Raw genomic sequence first — 19,832 nt, forward strand, 5'->3', positions numbered from 1 at the left:
ATGGTCTTTTCTTAACATTATTACATTAAAATGAAAAAAATACACGAAATAATTAATAGATCTTATAGAATAAAAGATTTTGTTTTATTAGGTTTACGTTTAGTGCTGGCATATGGCTTTTTTAATCCGGCAATAATGAAGTTGAAAGATATCGGCAGTATTGCGGAGTGGTTTGAAAGTATAAACATTCCTTTACCTGTATTGAATGCTTATGTAGCAACAGGAACAGAGCTTTTGGGAGCAATTCTGTTAACCTTAGGCCTGCTTAACAGATGGATTTCAATTCCTTTGATCATCACGATGATTGTTGCAATTGTTACTGTACATTGGGGTAATGGTTTTGATGCGGGAGATAATGGCCTGGAAATCCCATTGTATTATATTATGATGCTCCTTACTCTTTTATCTTTTGGAGCTGGAAAATGCAGCTTAGATCAATTTCTAAAACTAAACAGAATTAAAAACTGAATCTATCCTTATAGATCCCCCTTCGGCAGGCTCAGGGTGACAACCCGTATACCAACTGAAATTTTTGGACGTTGTCATGCTGAGCCTGTCGAAGCAACTATTACCAGAAGAGATTCATACTATTTGTTAGATTATCATAAAATGAAAAAAGCAGGTGTTCTTACACTTGCTTTTTTTATAATCTTTTACGGCGATATGATTCGTAATTCTCTGAAAAAAGGTTATTTATAGAAATATAAAAATCAGTTTTAATAGGGCTTGGGTTCACTCTCATCTAAAAAACATACCATTGCTGGTAAGGTTAGTTCAGTTACAGATTTTTTTTGAAAATTGTTTCAGATTATTGAACCCAAAGCACTATTGGTGTGAAGAAAAATATTTATAAGTGATTTTTATAATGGTAAATTTAGGGAAATTGTTATCATTTGAAGATAAAAGCCAGTAGATATAAAACTACATGGATGACATTATTTATTGTCTTTCTTTCTTTCTTTCTTTCTTTCTTTCTTTCTTTCTTTCTGCAGTTTACATACTTAAGGATGAATAAGGCTGTCCTTTGTGTTGCTATAGTCAGAGCTTCAATTTCTAAAGTTTCGTTTTCTGTATGGGCACCTTTGCCCCAGGTTCCCAGGCTGGCTAATTCCGCTTTTATATAGGGAGAAGCGTAAGAGAGATCAATGGTTAACAAAGGTTTATTATAGATCCCCCTTCGACAGGCTCAGGTGACAATCTGAATACCAATCAACATTTTCAAGCGTTGTCAGACTGAGCCCGCGAAGAAGGGTTAAGTCAATAATTTTTTCTGATTATCAAAGAAACGGATCTGTTGGTTTATCTTCTGTGGTTTTGATGTTTGAAAGTAATTTTTCCATGCCTGAGATTCCTTTTAAAAAGAATATGCAATACTTTCGTTTTGATTGCTGTCATTTGTTTGGGTTGAAGTAATAGTTTTTCCCGCAAATTGTTATTGGTTCTGAGACTCGTCATTAAATAGGAAAAGAGAACAACGGATGCAGTTACAATTGCAATAGTAAGTAAATCGTTCATAGTATCTTTTATTTTTAGCCAGTTTGAATCGTTATATTATTCAAGATCAATGGTCTATTATATAGTGGGTAAAATTATTGATTAAATATTTGAAATACAGGTGATTAGTTGTAGTTATTATACTGCCGGGATGAAAATATATGGGGTGGTTTTGTACATAGATTAAACTACTGACGAATAATATAATAACATCAGAGATACAGTATGATTTTTTACTTATCAGCACGAATAAAAACTACATGATTCCCTGTTTATTCTTACAGTTTTATTTTCTTGCGAATTATCGATTCCCTTAATTTTGCAAATTATTAATAATTAAAAAATAGGTCGTTTTAATTACATTTTATGTAATAGGTAATCTTCTTATAATAGCTTTTTAAATCCATCATGAATCATTGATTGTATATTTTAGAGGTGAGTAGTGAGCTACAAAAACACAGGGTCTCTTAAGTGTATCTGCTGAAGGTAATGTCATTTTTTTTCAGCTCATCAACACGAATAAAAACTACAGGCGTAACGGTTTATTCTTACGGTATTAATTTTCAGTGGATTCTAACACCTCCTAATTTTGCCAATGATTAATAGTTAAACAATAACGGGATTTTAATTACACGTTGCGCAACAGATGTTCTGCTTAAAATAAATGTATTGGGGAACTATTTTCAAAAAATCAGTATTAATAAAATCAGTACAAAAAATGAAAACAAAAACAAATGTCTTTTTAGACTTCGATAACACACAATTCGATGGCCATCTTCATAATACTATGATTAGATATACAGGGGAGTACGAAGATCATGACATTCCCGGATTAACAAAAAAGCAGTTAATGAAGGAGCTTATGGGTACAGGACCTCTTTCAGAGGAATCTAAACAGGCAGTTCAGGAGGCTTTAGCGGATTCCGCAAAGATCGATGTCTTAAAGGCTAAGAATAATCCTAAATATAAAGCTCATACATTTGATTTTTTTGATGCAGAGGGTTTGAATGAATTAGCTGGTAAAAGCAAAGGTCAGGGTGTTGATGTTGTTGTATTAACGGCCTCTATGTTTCCGAATGCGATTAAAGCAGTATATGAAATGAATGGCTTAACTCATTTAAAGGATATTTCAATAATTTCTGTTCCCATTAATACTAATCGTACTAAAATGGCTGAAGATAAGAATACAGAAATACAAAAATATGAAGAAAATCAAAGATTAAAAGATAAAGAGCTACATACTGTTCATAATATTTTTGTTGATGACAGTAAGGAAAATATTCAAGTATTTACCAAAAGCAGAAATCCGGCTACTAATATTGGAATTTTAACACCTGATGGGATTGGTAAAGTAATGAAGAGTCTTGAGAAAGAGATTGAAAATACACTTGAAAAGAAATCTGGTAAACAGGAGTCTGTTTCTGCGAAAGTTAATCCACGTGAGAGTGTGGAAAATCAAAATACAGAAGAGGAAGAGGGGTTGTATGCATATCGTGATAATAAAGGGGAACTTCATTCAAGTAAACATAAATATAAAGAAAATGTATTCTCTACCGGTAAAAATGATATGAGAGGAAATCTTTCAATGTTTACTGAAACTCAGAATCAACCACAAAGAAATAGAGAACAGGGACTTAGAGCTCAGGCGTCTCATTCAAAAGGAATGGATAACATTCAGGTTGCTCCTGCACTCCCTCCTAGATCCCCTAAAGTTGATCCTAACGCTCCTGCACTTCCTCCTAAAGGTAAAGTTGATCAAGCGCCTCCGGTTCCTTCTAGAACTAAAGCAAATCAGGCTCCTGCAATTCCTCCCAGAGGTAAAGTTGAGTCAGCTCCTGCACTTCCTCCAAGATCACCAAAAATGCGTTAAGAGATATTTAATCGATAAAAACACAAGCAAAAATAGTACTTATAGATAAGGTACTGTTGGATTTAAAAATAGTATTTCTAGATGATTATCAATTTGCTACACACTCAAAGGATTCACAGCAGGACAGTAAAAAGCCGCATGGATAGAAGTTGTGAGATAAACCTGTCGCTGCTTACTCTGAAAAGTTTTGCAATTTTAAAGCCCTTTAGTATTCACTCAATATAGGTTAGGGTAATGTGCAGGCTGAGAAAATAGGGATATGCTTCCTGATCAGCCTGCCATTCTTTACGATCAGACCAGATTTCATAAGTGATTTTTTGTGATGTAAAGAACTTTTTCTGGTAAAATAAACACATTTATATGGAATATAAAACCCCAAAAACCTTAGAAAGGGTCCCTTTAATCTTTGGTTATCCCGTAATTACAGCGATGATAATTGTTATATGTCTGATGCTGTTTCTTTTTATTGTCTTTAAAAAGGTACTCTTATCATTAGTGTTTTTGGTAATTCCCGTACTGTATTTATACATCATAAAAAAATATCCCAGAAAAGGAGAGTTTAAGGAATACTTTTTTGATTTTAAGATGGGAGTACAATGTATCAGATTTGATGAAAAACTAGAAAATTTGATTAGTAACAATTCAAAAGATAACAGGGAATTTAAAACAAAAAAATAGGATACTACATTTTCAACACATATTCCGATTACAAATAAACATAAACAAACAAAAATTAAAATTTAGTTTTAAAATAGAATAGAAATGAAAAATTTGAAATTTAATAGAAGGAATTTGATCGCATTATTGTTGCCTATAGGTAATTTATTATATTCTCAAGCAGGAGGTGCAGGAACAATTGATGCAAAAATTTCCGGATGGACAACCACTCTAAAAACTTCATTGAATGCAGGGGTGGCAGCTTTTGCAGTTGTGGGGGCTTTTCTGATATTTGTTCAGTATATGCAGGGTAACGAACAGGCTCAAAAGAATTTTGTCCGTTTTGTAATAGGTTTAGCTATTTTTGGCTTGGTTGATGTTATTACTCATGTATTCATTTAGAAAATACAGCTCTTTAGGTTTAAGCTATACACTTTAAGGAGTTCATAGCTTAAATCTAAACTCAACACTACGATCTCTGCAGGAATATTGGATATTTTTAAAACATATAATCTTCAATATTATTTTTTTGCAATTTCTTCCTGAAATTTTGTTTGCGGCATATATTCTCATCGTATGCCTGTTAAGAACGTCTTTATTTTACCTATGAAATTTAAATCTTTTCTTGAACCTTCAAATAGTGAAGAAGAAAAAGTGAAGTTAGCTTCAGGAGAACCTGGAAATAATGCATCGAAAACTAAAAATAACCTGTTCAATAAAATGTTGTGTGTAAAATGCAAAAGTGACCAGGATGTTAAGTTGGTTAATATTGCTCCTCTATCAGAAAATAAAGATGAAAATCAATATCCTTTATGTGAAAACTGTAGAAAAGCTTCTTTTAAAGTTAAAATATTCAGATAGAATGCTTTTCTGTTATCTGTATCATCATTTATCAATATTAAAAAAACAATGGATTTAAAAAAATTACGTGAGATTCCTTCTACTTATTCTTTAGTTAAAAAAGCACTGTTTCTCAGCTTTTTTATCACAATAATAGCAATCATTTCCAGTTCAGTCTGGGCGGTTTATGTAAGTAAGGTTTTTACCAAAAAGATATATGTTATTACTGAAAAAGGGCAGGCTGCGATTGCAAACTCTATGAATAACGATCAGGACTATGAAAATTACAGACTGCCTGAGATTAAGAATCATATTAAAGTGCTTCACAGGTTATTTTTTGGATATGATCAGTTTAGTTACGATAAGAATATCAATGAGGCTCTTTATCTGATCGGAAATTCCGGAAAACAATTGTATTTATCGCTTAAAGCAAACGGACATTTTGCGAGGATACAATCTCAGAATCTTGTTCAAAAACTGGATATAGATTCCATAAAAGTTAATGAAAAAGAATACCCTTATCACGCCTCTGTTTATGGAAAACTGAGTGTTTCCAGAGTGGATCAGAACGTGAGTACAAAAAACCTGTTCTATGCCTCATTTGATGTATATAATGTGGCAAGAACTGAAAATAATCCTCATGGTTTACTTGTTGAAAACTATCTGTTCAAAAGCAAAGGACTTGAAGATAATTCGGCCCGGGAAGCGGTCAATAACCGACAAGAGGAAACAGAAGGTTCTCAGAAGACAGAGGATAATTAATAGGGTGATAATCCGGAATTTCAATCGGAATTCTGTTATAATTTATGTATAATGAAAAATGACAAATATTCTTTAGATATTTTAATTATATTTTCCTTTTTAATAAGTATACTATTGATTTTGGTAGATATTTATTATTCTAAATACAGTTATGTAGTTGAGAAAGGATTAGGTAACGAATATATCAATATATTCATCATCAAGTTATTTGTAATCTTCCCGTTAATTAAAAATCCTTTAATACTGCGAACTGTAAGTCTTGCTATTGTTACCTTTTGTTGCTTTGGCTTTGAAGTGAAGAGAGAAGTAGGAGAAAATTCTTCTTTTATGAGGAATGTTGTCATCGTAGGATCATCTCTTATCATTTTCTTAAGTATATCGGTTGTGAAGATTGAGATAATCTCTTATACCATCATATCTTTTGTTTCTTATATTGTTTATATCGTCGGGTTTTTAAAGTTTAGAAAATACTTCAATTTTTATGATAAGAAGGATGAATTTAATGATAAAAATCAAATCTTTGAACAAGAGAAAGTCGTTAAGAAAAATCCTTATTCTGTAAATTTTAAAACAGAAAACGGGGTGATTAATGTAGTGAATCCTTTCAGGGCTACTATGGTTCTGGGAACTCCGGGATCAGGAAAATCTTACTCGGTAGTTGAAGAATATATACGACAGCATATTCAAAAGCAATTTTCGATGATGGTGTATGATTTCAAATTTCCCGCATTGGCAAAGGAAACATTTGCTTTTTATGAATACTATAAAGAGCAATACAAAATTGAACCTCGTTTTTGTGTGGTTTCGTTAGATGATCTGGAGAAATCAAATTTTGTGAACCCTCTGGATCCTCAATTGATAAGGAAAGCAGCAGATGCCATCGAAGCATCACAAACCATCTTATTCAATCTGAATAAAGAATGGATTACGGAAAAAGACTTCTTTGCACAATCAGCGATTTCTTATTTCGCTGCCTGTATTTATTTCCTGAGAATTTATGAAGACGGGAAGTTTTGTACACTGCCTCATGCCATATCTTTAGCTTCTTTGCCGGATGAAAAAGTATTTAAGGTTTTTGGGAAATATGCTGAACTGAGATTCTTTATGACTCCCTTTGCAGATGCTTTAGCCAAGCAGGCTTACGAACAGCTTTCTGGTCAGACAGCATCTGCGAGAATACCGCTGTCTCAGTTGGCAACCAAGGAATTGTTTTGGGTAATGGGTAATAATGTTTTTCCTGAAGAGAATATTTCATTAAGTATCAATAATCCGGAAAGTCCATGCATATTAATTATTGCCAACTCACCAAGTACCCAGACCACAAATTCTCCTGCTTTAGGGCTTGTGGTTACCCAGCTTCTGAAAGAAATTAATCAGCAGGGAAGACAACCTTGTTCCGTGATCCTCGATGAGCTGCCAACCATGTATTTTATGGGGTTAGATAATCTGATTGCAACCGCCAGATCCAACAAAGTTTCTACAACCATAGGAATGCAGGATCTTGAACAGCTGAAGCGCGATTACGGGGATAAAGTAGCTGAAACAATATTTAATATCGTAGGTAATATTTTTAGTGGTTCAGTAAGAAGTGAGACTGCAAGCAAGCTTCAGGAAATATTCGGAAAGAAAAAACAAAAATTAAAAAATGTAACCATTGATACCAATAACTCATATTCTATCAATGAGAATTTAGAGTATGCCATTCCGGTATCCGCAATATCCCAGCTTTCTCAGGGAGAATTTGTAGGGGTTATTGCCGATAATTTCGGAGAAGAAATTAACAGAAAAATTTTCAGAGGAAAAATAAAAGTTGAAAAGCGTACTGATCAGATCAAGAAGGAGATCCCGACAGTTATAGAAGGAGAAATGATCAATGAGGTTTTAAATGGAAACTTCGAAAGAATTGTAAAAGAGGTTGATATTCTTATTGAAAACGAATTGTACAGAATTTCCCAGGAGGAAGAAGCTCATATGGACAGTGATCCATCCTCAGATGTGGAAACTCAACAGAATTGATTACTGTAATTGAAAAAATATAAAATGATGATAACGTATTATGGAGGTATGGCTTAGTAAAAGAAATAGGATGCTTCCTGTGTGTTTTATTTTTTTTATCCTATTTCCTGATCAGAAATTTAAATCACAAATGATGATACCGCCGGTTGAATCCTATAAGAAAATTGTCTCATCCCATTATGGGTATAGAAAACATCCTATTGATAGAGTACTTAAAAAGCATCAGGGCGTTGATTTCTCTGTACCTAGCGGAACTGCTGTATTCTCTACCTATTACGGTATCGTATTAAGTTCAACCTATGAAAAAGGATATGGAAATACAATCTTAATTGATAACCAGGGAGGTTTCAGAACCCGGTACGGACATTTAATGTCTTTGTTTGTTGGGAAAGGTGAATATGTAACACCCGGACAGTTGATAGGATTGAGCGGAAATACAGGACATTCTACAGGTCCACATCTACATTATGAAATAATAGTTGAAGGGAAAAGAATTGACCCCTTATTGTTTCTGAATATTATGTGTAAAAATAGTTTATAAAATATGTTTGCAAATCTGGATAAAAAAAAGAAGATCATTATTGGAGTTGTTTTCGTGGCTGCTCTGGGTATTCTTACTTTGATTATGAGTCTGATATTATTCCCGAAAATGAAAGAGTCAGATGACAAGTTGATTGTAACTCCTAATGTGGATGAGAAGCAGCTTGAAGAGAAGTCAAAATTGGAAATTTATAATCAGGATGAAAGGGATTTAAAGAAATACTTTTCAAAGGATGGAAAGTATGGTATAGATACAGAGTTTCCTGAAGATGAAAAATTATTGCAGGGACAGTTTCAGAATTTTGATGGCAAAACGGAAGAAAATGATTATACCAAAAGGCAGGAACGCTATATGAAAGCTTTATCCAATATCGCTTCACCGGGAAGAAGCTACTCTTCCGGTTCCGGGTATAGTTCAGGATATGGTTCCGATTATGGTTCCGGCAGTGAAAGTAGCCTTAGCAAAATATTTGAGCTTCAGGATAAAATCCGTGCAGGCTTAACGCAAGGTGCTGCCTCCCGTAATGCCGCGGGCCTGGAAGATACTTTAGAAATCAGGGAAAATAAAAAGGATTTGGTTAAGAATGAAGTTCGTGATCAAAAGAATTTTTTCCAGGGAACAACAGGAGGAAACAATAATAAGATCTTACAGCTGATTCCTTCAGAAACCATAGAACAGAAGAGAATATTGGATAAAAATATTATCCCTATCAGAATAAAAGAAGACATGAGGCTTTCAGATGTGCCGGGTGGGCTGGTAATCCCTAAGAATACCATTGTTTATGGAAGGATATCTCTAAAGGAAGACCGGATCAGTATTGATATTGAAAGTTATAAAAAAGATAATGTCCTGTATCTGTTAAACTTCAGAGTGTATGACTATGACGGACGAGAAGGTATTCATATGAATAATCATTCCTGGCTGAAAATTCCATCCACCGTATCGCAGGATGTCTTTGATTATGCCATTAAAAGAGGAACCAATGCAGGCAGTTCTGTTTTAGGCGGTGGAGCCAATACCGGGATAGATTTAAAAGAGGCCAGAAACCTGGCCATTTTATCAGCAGGAAAAGAAATAAGCAAAGAAGTGTTCGAGAAAAAGAGAGTGTTTTTACCTAAAAAATACCAGCTGTGGATCAATATAAGATCCGTAAATAATGGCTCCGGTTTTAATTAGAGTCTCTTATTGCGAAAGTAAAGTAAAATGATTTAATAATTATTTCCTAAGATTATGAAAGATATAGATATCAAAAAAGCATTTAACATATTGGCAGTAGATGATGATTTGTTAATCAGTAAAAAGGGAGATGTTGGCTTAGTGTATAAGGTGATGCTTCCTCAGATATATTCGCTTGACAGCGATCAGATTGAACAGATCAGTGTTATTTTTGATAAAGTAATCCGATCTCTGCCTGCCGGAACAATCCTGCAGAAACAGGATTTCTTTTTTGTAGACTCGATCACAGAGCAAGTATCGGACAGTCCTAATTTTTTAGCATCAAGTGATAACAGGTTTTTCCATGAAAAGCCGACCATGAGCCACGAGTGTTATCTCACCATCATAAAGGACTCTAAAAGTAAAGTAAGTATCCTTAATAATTCCAGTCAGTATAATAAATATTTAGATGGAATAGATGATTTTATCAAAGGCGTAGAATCAAGTCTTTCATTTTTAACAAAAGAAAGCTTTTTCACCGTAGAAAGGTTGAATAATAATCAGATTATTAATCTTTTAGGGAAGTATTTGTCTCTCTCAAAGGAAGGGGAGACGAACCTGAGAGATATATTTTTTGATAAGAACTTACAGGTAGGAAATAAATTTGCAGAATTGTATACGATATCTTCCAATAACCAGCTTCCTATTACCATTAACAGTACCATCAAAAGCATTGAATATTCCACACCCAAAACCGATTTCAGAATTCCTTTTATACAGCCGGTCTCTACAGGTCTGGATGTAAACCATATCTATAATCAGGTGATTTTTATTGAGGATTCGGAAAAAGTTTTTTCTTCCCTGAAGACCAAGATGAATCAGTTTAAAAGTATGGCGATTCTTTCAAGAGAAAATCAGGTTACATATTCTCAGGTAGAAGATCTTGTAGAAGATGTGTTGGAAAGGGAACTTGTGTTTGTTTATCAGCATTTCAGTGTTATCGTCTGGAATGTCTCGCAAAAGAGATTGGAACATGATGTCAACTTACTGGAAAATGCTTTCAGGGATCTGGGAATTACTCCTTACCAGGTAAAGTATGCTCTGAATGATTTATATATGAACAATTGCCCCGGTGCACCTGCTTATATTTCGGAGAATCATAAATTTATCGGTATATCCGAGCAAACCTCTTCATTACTGAATTTTGAGTCCTATTACGAGAGCAATAAAGATGGAATTCTTTTCTGTGACCGTAAAAACGAATCTCCTTTACGTCTGGACTTATGGGATGAGCCTGTCAAAAAAGGAATCATCGTAAACAGAAACAGATTAATTTTCGGGCCTTCAGGAACCGGGAAATCCTTTTTGATCAATCATATTGCGAGCCAGTATTATGAGCAGGGCCACCATATCGTCATGATAGATATAGGAAACTCCTATAAAAAGTTATGCGAATTGGTGGAAGGTGTTTACTTTACGTATGACTTAAACTCACCTTTACAATTCAATCCTTTCTATTACTATGATGAAGATGAAATTAATATAGATAAGAAAACCTTTCTCCTGTCACTGATCTTTTTCTTGTGGAAAGGAGAAGAGGGAGCTTCAAGAGAAGAAAAACAAATATTATCCAGCTATCTGGATCTTTATTACGAGCATGTCGTCAATAATGATATTTTTCCAAGTATGTCTACTTTCTATGAGTTTATCTCAGAAAATACCGCTGTTGAAGAAGAATCAACTTATTTTGACAAGGTCAGCTTTAAACTCTCTCTTCGAGATTTTTACGATGGACATTATAAAGATATACTCAATGCAGCAGAACCTGCCAACCTGATTCACGAGCGTTTCATTGTATTCGAAATGGACAATATCAAAGACCACCCTACATTGTTCCCTTTAGTTACTATGTTGTGTATTAATCTGGTGATGACTAAAATACAAAAGATTCCGGGAGTAAAGAAATCAATATTTATAGACGAGTGCTGGAAGCCTATTTCCAAAGGAGAAATGGCTGAATTCATTAAGTATTTGTACAAGACCGTCCGTAAGTTTTATGGAGAAGTTGCTATTGCAACCCAGGATCTGGAAGATATTTTAGATACTGCTGCCGGGCCTGCTATGGTGAATAACACAGATACCTTGATCATGCTTTCCCATAAAAAGAAAATGGCATCTAAAGATAAGTTTTCCAAATATTTATCACTGAGTGAAGCTGATCTTCAAAAACTTTATTCTACAGACAAAGGAGAGGTGTACGTTAAAGTAGGAAGTATGTCTAATGTATATAAAGTAAAAGTATCTCCCGAAAGATACGCCTGCTATTCTTCCAATGCCGATGAAAACAAAATAATCCGGGGAATATACGAAGCCAAAGGAAACATGTCGGTGGCTATTAACGATTTTATTGATTTAAATTCTCAAAAGAAATGAAAAAACACATTATATTATTTATTTTATTTTTTATCTGTTCTCAGGGAGCTTTCGCCCAGGAAATATTGGAACCCTTATACCAGCGTCAGGCCATTGATGTTTCAGATGTGAAGACAACCCACATTATTTTTGATGAAAAAATAAAGTATGTGGATGTAGGATCTACTTTTTTCGTTGCAGACACCATTGGTAATATGCTCAAATTAAAGCATACCGGTGAAGAATTGGAGAACTTAAAGAGCCAGCAGGCGAATCTTACCGTGATTAATGGCAAAGGAAGCTATTATTCTATTGATATGAACTATAACAGAAATCCGGATATCACCACCTATAAGGCCATTGAAACCATTACCACCATAGATTATTTTGCAAAGGAAAGTATTTATAAAGCTGAAAAGGAAGAAAAGACGGCACAGGATCTTCAGGAATTGTGTATGCTCTCTGAAAGTGCTCCTTCTACCGTAAAGATTAAAGATAATAATGATGGATTGAACCTGACCTTAAACGGAATCTATTACAGGAACTTTCAGAATAAAATTGTCTTGCGCGTAGAAATCTATAATACGTCTAAAATCACTCTGGATATAGACCAGATTCTTTTCAGATCAAAACTTAAAAATAATAATGCTGCAAAAAAAGATTATGTCTATCAGGAAAGAATACTGACTCCCGTTAAAATCTGTGGAGAGCAGCGAAATATTAAACTGGGTGAAACAAGGGTTATTACCTTCATCTTCGACAAATTCACATTAAACGAAGATGAGATATTGAGTCTTGAAGTAGGGGAATATGCCGGAGGCAGAAGCGTCAATATCCGTATTCCCAGAAAAAAACTTTTGTTTCCCGAATATATATAAAGATATTTAATGTATTCACTTATGAAATACCTGATTCTGCTATTTCTGTTTTTTTCATTGCAGTATAAAGGACAGTTACCCTACATTGATCCCATAGGTCTATTGGAAAGGTATTTAGAGAACAGTGCCACTGATGATTATGAAAAAGCTACCAAAAAAAGCCTGGATGAGCTGGGCCAGATTGCAGCGATCAATGAAGTTGAAAATGCAGCGAGGACTACCATTTCTAAAAAAGACCTTATCAACTTTGCCGGGTACTCCAACGTCTGCAACCCTTATTTTAATCCCATTAAGAAAAGCAAGTGCAGAAAAAAACTGGCATATATTAAAGCTGCGAACAGCATATTGGAAGATGCATTTATAGCAGGGGTAGGGATAAACATTAACCGCGGGAACAGAGAAAAGCTGGATGCAGGATTTATGAATACGTTAAATTTTCTGATTCAGGAACTGGAAGCAATGAAATATGAGGCAGAACAAAGTAATCTATTCTACAGATTAGGTCTTATCCCTAAGTAACTTCAATATTTACATCTATAATAAGTTTTAATAATACAGTATTATGAAAGTATTAACCATCTTGTGTTTTTTTACATTTCAGCTGTTTTCAGCTCAGTTTGTACATCTTGCCATTCATTTGAATAATACCGATTCAGATACCAGGAAAAAGCTTTTAGAAATTGCTGGGCATACGGCGGCAAGAGCTATACAGCTAAAGCTTCAAAATGATTACCTGGAAGAAATGATTAAGAACGATGAAGAATTTTTAGAAAGGAATTATAAAAAGTCAGCTCAATTTGATAAGCAAAACAGCTTTATTGCTAATTCTGTAAAGACCGGAGCTTTAGGTGCAGGGCCGGTTATATTGAACAAGTTTAAAAAGCTACCCTATATAACCAATGTTAAGAATGATTATTTACAATCTCTGGCACTGGATAAATTAGTACTTCTTTCCTTGCAGAATGTTGATGCTTCCAAAATAAAGGCGTCTGAAAGACAGGAAATTTATAGAATTCGTGATCAGTTAGTAAGAGTATATTCTAAAAACGATAAGGAAGTTTTTGGTGTAATGGCTTTGCCTGCTTTGGCATTTCTGATACAGAGCAGCCCGGAACTTATCCAGTTGATCAAGAAACTTGAAATTGTATTCTAGTTTTTCGATACTATTTTGTTTGTAACACAATGATAAATTTATTTCAATATGTTTAGGTTTCTGATAGTTCTGTTACTATTGACTTCAATTAGAGCTTACTCTCAACCGGTTTCCAATAACCCTATCGGTCCGATTTCAGATGTTCCTTCCAATCTTGGATCAGGTGCAATTATTTTTGAAAAATATGCTTTGAAGGGAAGGGAAGAAACAACCGAACAAAGGACTAAGGATTTTTTAAAAGAATATAGAAAAAGGCTTATCTATTATCCTGGATCTGTTGCCTGGCTGTTTACAGTAGATGGTATCATCAACAATGTTAAAGACAGAGCCCGTCAACTCAGACAGGATAATGAGCAGCTTTCTTTCCTGTATTATTCAAAAAAGAAAGAAAACAGAGTGTATTTGCTTTCAGCACACAGACAGATTGAGAATATGTCTTCCCATTTTTTAAATGGTGAAAAAGCTGCCATTATGGGAGAAAAATTTAATCTGTATGAAGACCTGAGATCCTCACTGTCTGCAATTAACCGCAAGCTTGATAGGGTAGAAGATAATATCAAAGGAAGTACCCTCAAGAGGAAATTAGTGCAGCAGTCTGCTAAATAGTTAATCTAAAATTTTTAAAGTCATGAATAAATTATACATCAAATCACTTGGTGTTAGGACATTTTTCGCAGGACTGTTATTGTTGTCTGTATTCTTCAAAGCTCAGATTGTAATTAATTGGACATGGAGCTGGTCAGCTAATGATCTTCTGTCAAAGGAGTATTACAAGGATATGGCCACAGCGCATAGAAAGCTGAATGGGTATGCGGCACTAAAAACAGGTCTTATGAAAAGAACAAAAGATATTTATATAGAACCTAATCAGGAGCTTACCCGTATCTCATCAGGTTTAACTTCAAAAAAAAGCGATATCCTGAACTTTGTATCCGGAACAAGCTATGATTATATAAAGTATAAGTATCCGATAGTGGCTGTTTCCCCGCTTTCAAGTGGTAAACTTTCCAATGTTTTGGTAAGAAGAAGATTCAAAACAAAATTTGATTCGGAGAAAGAAAATATCACCAATTATCTGGATGCTGCGAACTATATTCCTGAAGGAGAAAGGCTGCGCCTTATTCAGCAGGCACTAGACAAAGTAATACGAGTAACACTGGAAGATGAAACATATTAAATCAATATCCGCGTTTTTGCTGCTTTTTAGCTTTAGTTTTTTTTACACTCAGACCTGGTCTTTTGATATTAATGATTATACCGTTGCAGCAAGCAAAGCTGGAATTGTTCTAGGATTAGGGGGAGAAATTTATCTCAAAGACGAACAAAATAAGTTGTTTGAAAAACTTATAAAACTGGAAAAAGAGATTGATGACAAAAAAAGCATTAAAAGTGTACAAAGCCTCGCGCTTGCTGCTGCTGCCATTGCTACGATTGAAAGCACCAAAAATGATATACAGGATCTCAGAAAGGTAATAAGCATCATAAAATACAATCCATTATTTATTAAACATTCACTGGGAAAGAAATCCGACGATCTGGCCACTGAAAACAGATATTTGGAAGAAGCCCAATCTGACTATTACAGATATTTAGCATCAGGAATCCTTTCCGGAGGTTTGGGACAGGTTTATACAGTTTTTGGAAAACTGTTAACAAGGATTTTGAAAATCAGAGCCGCTGTTTTGTCTATAAAAAAGGATCTGCAGTCTCTGTCGGTAATCAATAAAGTCTTAATAAAATAATAGCAGGAGTAAGATGAGCAACATGCAAAAAGCAGTGATGTTTAAAAATACAAAGTAAATGACAATACAAGAAATTTTAAATCAATACAGATCAATTCTTCAAGGTAGAATTGATCTCTTTATTAACGAGTCGAGACCCTATGTTCTTCTCATGGCTGTTACACTTACTTTTGTTTTCGTAGGGTATAAAGTAATGAAAGCAATGTCTGATCCGGATGAAAAAATGGGCCGGGATGCTCTTTTAAGGCCTATTCTCACTCTTATGGCTATTACATTATACATTCCTTTGGTCAAATTATTATTATTTGATACAGTGGATATTGTATCAGAAATCGTAAAACACGGCGCCTATAGAGTGACAGGACGAAGTCCCGCTGATTTTGAACAGGCCTTTCAAAGCGGGATCACCCATGTGCAGGGAACAGGAGCAGACGGAAATGGAGTATATGATCTGCTGCAGGTCAATCCTTTTTTAGAATTTATCCACATCATTATTTATTTTGTTGCTTCTGTTGTTGGGGGATATATATTAATGAGACAATTATTGATGATATTCATCTATTATATTTTGGGAATGTTTGCTTTACCGTTTTCACTGATTATATCTAATGAAAGAATTCTGAAGTCATGGTTCTTCGGATTCTTGTCAATACTGTTATGGGAACCCATACTAACGATTATGAAGGTGATTATCGTTCTTTTACCTGTTGGAAATACAGCATTTACTAATGTTCTCCTTTCTGTTGCTTTTCAGGTAATTATGATCCTTATGGTATTAAAAGTTCCACAATTTGCGAATCTTCTGGTAGATCCTGAGTCAGGTAACAGATTTAGTAATAAAGCCGGTTCTGTTCTAAGAGGCGCGCCTGGAAAAGCTTATGATACAGCCGGAAAAATTGTTAATAAAATAAGAGGAAAATAATCAATCTTATTAAGCGCTTTGAGTGATAGAGTAGGCACAAAAAATGAATACTTGAAACTCCAATACATACAACAATTATATAACAATTCAAAAAACACTACTCTGAGATGACAGAGAATACTTTTAAAAATAATGCCTGCGAAATAGTATACTCAATACTTCAGGCCAGGCTTTCAGATGTCCAGATGGATTGGATGAAAACAGTGATGCTATTTGAAGATGAGACCCATTTCTTCGAGAACTTCGGACTGATTTCCCAAATGATCTCACCCGTTTCACCAGAATGGAGCTCATCAGAAAAAATTAACCTTGAACAATTGTATCCGGGCCTTACCTCCGGCCAATGGAACCTTCAGCAGCTCTGCCGGTGTTTACTGATGATTTATATTCCTGAAGATCAGAATGTAACTGTCATAAAAAAACTAACGCAGCTAGTAGATATCAGTGAACTGATCAGTATCTACAAAGGAATTTTCTTCCTTGAAAATGCCTGTGAGTTTGTTCCTCTTGTTGAAGAAGGTATCAGTATCAATATCACTTCTGTTTTTGATTCCATAGCCCTTTTAAACCCTTTTGCCGCTAAATATCTGCCTGTGGATTCCTGGAATCAGTTGGTTCTTAAGGCTCTCTTCATGGAACGTCCACTGTATAAGATCACCAATTTGGATCTGCGCAAAAATGAAAAGCTGGTTTTTATCGTTACTCAGTATATTCGCGAAGAATGGGCTGCAGGAAGAACAGTATCCCCGGAGGTATGGCGTTTAATGGATGGATACGTCAATAAGGAGGTCACAGCATGTCTGGTGAAAGTCATCGAAGCAGGCGACCGGCTGTCAAAGCACGCAGCCATTATTGTGCTCAGAGAAAATGCTTCCAATACATGCAATAATATATTAAGGCCTATCAATATTACCTTGTGGAACTATATCGGAGAACAATATTACCGTCAAAATAGAGAAATGTAAAAATTGATCAAAATGATGAGTTTTGTTGATCTCAAAATAACGTGTATTTTAAACTAATAAATAGTAAGATTTAGATTTTGACAATAAAAATATTAATACGTTCCTTATGAGTTTGTAAGTGTCTCAATTATTGCTCTAGGATTGGATAGCATATAAATTTTTACTTTTCATTGGGAGGCAAAATCATCTAAAGAGGTTTTTGCCTCTTTTTTTGTGTAGAAGCTTTGGAAATATCTTTTATATCTGTAAAAGTAAATAAATAGAAGCAGCTGAAATGAATAGGGGATGAAAAAAGAAAGATGGGCATAACGCCCATCTTTCATTGTACACTTACATACTAATAATACACTATATCCTTAAAAAGTTTCCTGGCTTATTCCGACTTCAATACCATAAGGCTTAAAATGATGAAATTTAGTGTTATGAATAATATGATAGTACTAAAAATCGGAAATTGATCATGTGGATATATTTTTTATACTTAAAGAAGTCCTTCTAACTTTTATTTACTTTGAGTATTAATAGTAAGTATACATCAACAACTTAATGATGACAAACTTATTAAAATAGCTTAAGTAATAAGAAATAGAAGGTGTAGATATAAAACCACATCAATGAAGTTATAGATTGCCAAGTGAAGTAGTTTTTGATTTAAGGGTAGAATAAAAAAAAGATGAGCTCAATGAGCCCATCTTAATCCTGTATCATCGTAAAAATACAGGCAGCTAAATAGAATGAATGTTAAATGATTCTTATTTAAGGGATGTCAATAGAAATAAGCATAAACACAATAACTTTAATAGTATTTCTTTTATGAAGCAAAGCTATACAATTATACAGCTTGGCTGACTATCAGAGCTGTAGTTATTTAATGATAGGTCTGACGTTTTTTATTGTGATTATTAAAGGGGGTTAAAGTTGTGGGAAGCCCTGCAGATTTAAAAGTATAGATTTACTTATTGATAACCCATCGACAGTCAGTGACAATCCGAATACCGACCGAAATTTATAAGCGTTATCAGGCTGTGGAAGCAATGATTACTAAAAATGGATGGGACATAATGTTTTATTCAATAAGGTCTTTATTGGGATAATTAAGGCATAGCTGTAGTTGCTTTTTGTCCAGTTGATTCTCCCAGTTAGCCACCACAACGGTAGCCACAGAATTACCAATAACGTTTGTAATAGCTCTGCATTCACTCATAAACTTATCAATTCCTAAAATAAGGGTCATTCCGGTAAGAGGAATTTCAGGTACAATAGCCAATGTTGCTGCTAAAGTAACAAAGCCTGCTCCTGTAACTCCTGCTGCTCCTTTAGAACTGAGCATGGCAACCAGAACGAGGGCCAGCTGTTTTTCAATGGGAAGCTGGATATTGAGAGCCTGGGCAATAAAGAGGGAAGCAAGAGTCATATAAATATTGGTTCCATCAAGATTAAAAGAATAACCGGTAGGAACTACAAAACCCACAATAGTTTTTGAGCATCCTGCTTTTTCAAGCTTTTCCATAATCCCGGGCAGTGCAGATTCTGAAGAACTCGTTCCTAATACCATAAGAACTTCTTCTTTAAGATAAACGATGAGTTTGAAAATATTAAATCCATTGTACCACGCCACACCTCCTAAAATGATAATAACAAACAGGATAGAGGCGATATAAAAAGTACCCACCAAAAAAATCAGATTTAAAACAGAATAGAGTCCGTATTTCCCGATCGTAAATGCCATCGCCCCGAAAGCACCGATAGGGGCAAGCTTCATCAGCATATGAACAATTTTAAAGATAGGAGCTGATAAATTCTGCATAAAATCGATGATATTTTGGCTTTTATCTTTAGTTAATACCAAAGCAACCCCAAGTAAAATGGAGACCAAAAGTATCTGAAGAATATTATCACCCACAAGAGGACTGAATAAAGTGTCCGGAATAATATTGGTGAGAAATTCTGCAATAGTAGTTCCATGGGCTTTCTGCTGGTATTGGGAAATATCACCCGAAAGATTGGCGGGATCAATATTCAATCCGGAGCCGGGCTGCAATAGATTTCCTATAATAAGTCCGATGAAAAGTGCCACGGTAGAGAAGGTGAGAAAATAGATCATCGATTTTACAGCGATTCTTCCCACTTTTGTAAGGTCTGTCATATGAGCAATTCCCAATGTGAGGGTAATAAAAATAACCGGTGCTATAATCATTTTAACCAATTTAATAAAACCGTCACCCAACGGTTTCATTTTCTCACCTATTTCAGGATAAAACTGGCCTAAAAGTACGCCGGCAATGATTGCAATAACAACTTGAAAGTAAAGCTGCTGATATATTTTTTTTGATTTCATAAAGGGGTTATAATATTATATAATAAGGCTGTTATAATTCACGGGAATGCACGGCAAACAGAAGCATAGACGTTCGGCAACGCAAAA

General features: G+C 34.7%; 20 protein-coding genes. 17 read left to right on the forward strand and 3 right to left on the reverse strand.

Annotated elements, in window-relative coordinates; all coding sequences use genetic code 11:
- Positions 1-30 precede the first annotated feature (30 nt).
- Positions 31-468, forward strand: coding sequence for a DoxX family protein (locus RAH34_RS05625; RefSeq protein WP_114821112.1), 438 nt, complete (start codon positions 31-33; stop codon positions 466-468).
- A 421-nt stretch (positions 469-889) separates the two neighbouring features.
- On the opposite strand, the gene RAH34_RS05630 is transcribed toward RAH34_RS05625, so the two are convergent.
- Positions 890-1,156: a hypothetical protein gene (locus RAH34_RS05630; protein WP_306595453.1), complete on the reverse strand. Its 267-nt coding sequence runs from the start codon at positions 1,154-1,156 to the stop codon at positions 890-892.
- Positions 1,157-1,299: 143 nt separating this feature from the next.
- Positions 1,300-1,515, reverse strand: coding sequence for a hypothetical protein (locus tag RAH34_RS05635; RefSeq protein ID WP_162800923.1), 216 nt, complete (start codon positions 1,513-1,515; stop codon positions 1,300-1,302).
- Positions 1,516-2,212: 697 nt separating this feature from the next.
- Between RAH34_RS05635 and RAH34_RS05640 the strand changes: the two genes are divergently transcribed.
- The 16 genes from RAH34_RS05640 to RAH34_RS05715 all read left to right on the forward strand — a co-directional run bounded on the left by RAH34_RS05640 (position 2,213) and on the right by RAH34_RS05715 (position 17,407).
- Positions 2,213-3,364, forward strand: a complete 1,152-nt coding sequence (locus RAH34_RS05640) for a hypothetical protein (RefSeq protein WP_306595454.1) — start codon at positions 2,213-2,215, stop codon at positions 3,362-3,364.
- 762 nt (positions 3,365-4,126) lie between these two features.
- Positions 4,127-4,423, forward strand: a complete 297-nt coding sequence (locus tag RAH34_RS05645; protein WP_114821117.1) for a hypothetical protein — start codon at positions 4,127-4,129, stop codon at positions 4,421-4,423.
- A 204-nt stretch (positions 4,424-4,627) separates the two neighbouring features.
- Complete coding sequence (locus RAH34_RS05650) at positions 4,628-4,882, forward strand: hypothetical protein (protein WP_306595455.1); 255 nt, start codon at positions 4,628-4,630, stop codon at positions 4,880-4,882.
- 48 nt (positions 4,883-4,930) lie between these two features.
- Positions 4,931-5,623, forward strand: coding sequence for a hypothetical protein (locus RAH34_RS05655; protein WP_306595456.1), 693 nt, complete (start codon positions 4,931-4,933; stop codon positions 5,621-5,623).
- Positions 5,624-5,674: 51 nt separating this feature from the next.
- The gene (locus tag RAH34_RS05660; protein ID WP_306595457.1) at positions 5,675-7,639 is read left to right on the forward strand and encodes a type IV secretory system conjugative DNA transfer family protein; all 1,965 of its coding nucleotides are present in this window, start codon (positions 5,675-5,677) and stop codon (positions 7,637-7,639) included.
- A 130-nt stretch (positions 7,640-7,769) separates the two neighbouring features.
- A complete protein-coding gene (locus RAH34_RS05665) occupies positions 7,770-8,180 on the forward strand; it encodes a M23 family metallopeptidase (protein WP_306595458.1) in 411 nt (136 codons plus the stop codon).
- 3 nt (positions 8,181-8,183) lie between these two features.
- Positions 8,184-9,356, forward strand: coding sequence for a conjugative transposon protein TraM (traM, locus tag RAH34_RS05670; protein WP_306595459.1), 1,173 nt, complete (start codon positions 8,184-8,186; stop codon positions 9,354-9,356).
- A 54-nt stretch (positions 9,357-9,410) separates the two neighbouring features.
- Entirely contained in the window at positions 9,411-11,768 is a 2,358-nt protein-coding gene (locus RAH34_RS05675; protein WP_306595460.1) for a TraG family conjugative transposon ATPase, read from the forward strand.
- Complete coding sequence (locus tag RAH34_RS05680) at positions 11,765-12,625, forward strand: DUF4138 domain-containing protein (protein WP_114821124.1); 861 nt, start codon at positions 11,765-11,767, stop codon at positions 12,623-12,625. Before RAH34_RS05675 ends, RAH34_RS05680 begins: the two co-directional genes overlap by 4 nt.
- 9 nt (positions 12,626-12,634) lie before the next feature.
- Entirely contained in the window at positions 12,635-13,144 is a 510-nt protein-coding gene (locus tag RAH34_RS05685; protein ID WP_306595461.1) for a hypothetical protein, read from the forward strand.
- Positions 13,145-13,187: 43 nt separating this feature from the next.
- Complete coding sequence (locus RAH34_RS05690) at positions 13,188-13,778, forward strand: hypothetical protein (protein WP_306595462.1); 591 nt, start codon at positions 13,188-13,190, stop codon at positions 13,776-13,778.
- A 78-nt stretch (positions 13,779-13,856) separates the two neighbouring features.
- Positions 13,857-14,384 carry a hypothetical protein gene (locus RAH34_RS05695; RefSeq protein ID WP_306595463.1) on the forward strand — a complete coding sequence of 176 codons (528 nt, stop codon included), beginning with the start codon at positions 13,857-13,859 and terminating at the stop codon, positions 14,382-14,384.
- A 22-nt stretch (positions 14,385-14,406) separates the two neighbouring features.
- A complete protein-coding gene (locus RAH34_RS05700; protein ID WP_114821128.1) occupies positions 14,407-14,955 on the forward strand; it encodes a hypothetical protein in 549 nt (182 codons plus the stop codon).
- Complete coding sequence (locus tag RAH34_RS05705; RefSeq protein ID WP_114821129.1) at positions 14,942-15,520, forward strand: hypothetical protein; 579 nt, start codon at positions 14,942-14,944, stop codon at positions 15,518-15,520. Before RAH34_RS05700 ends, RAH34_RS05705 begins: the two co-directional genes overlap by 14 nt.
- A gap of 58 nt (positions 15,521-15,578) precedes the next feature.
- Positions 15,579-16,442 carry a hypothetical protein gene (locus RAH34_RS05710; RefSeq protein ID WP_306595464.1) on the forward strand — a complete coding sequence of 288 codons (864 nt, stop codon included), beginning with the start codon at positions 15,579-15,581 and terminating at the stop codon, positions 16,440-16,442.
- Between the two features lie 107 nt (positions 16,443-16,549).
- Entirely contained in the window at positions 16,550-17,407 is an 858-nt protein-coding gene (locus RAH34_RS05715; protein WP_306595465.1) for an EboA domain-containing protein, read from the forward strand.
- Between the two features lie 1,066 nt (positions 17,408-18,473).
- On the opposite strand, the gene RAH34_RS05720 is transcribed toward RAH34_RS05715, so the two are convergent.
- Positions 18,474-19,745 (reverse strand): dicarboxylate/amino acid:cation symporter, encoded by a 1,272-nt coding sequence (locus tag RAH34_RS05720; protein WP_114821132.1) that lies wholly within the window; start codon positions 19,743-19,745, stop codon positions 18,474-18,476.
- Between the last annotated feature and the right edge of the window lie 87 nt (positions 19,746-19,832).

The sequence above is a fragment of the Chryseobacterium sp. WLY505 genome (assembly GCF_030846215.1).
Classification (GTDB): domain Bacteria; phylum Bacteroidota; class Bacteroidia; order Flavobacteriales; family Weeksellaceae; genus Chryseobacterium.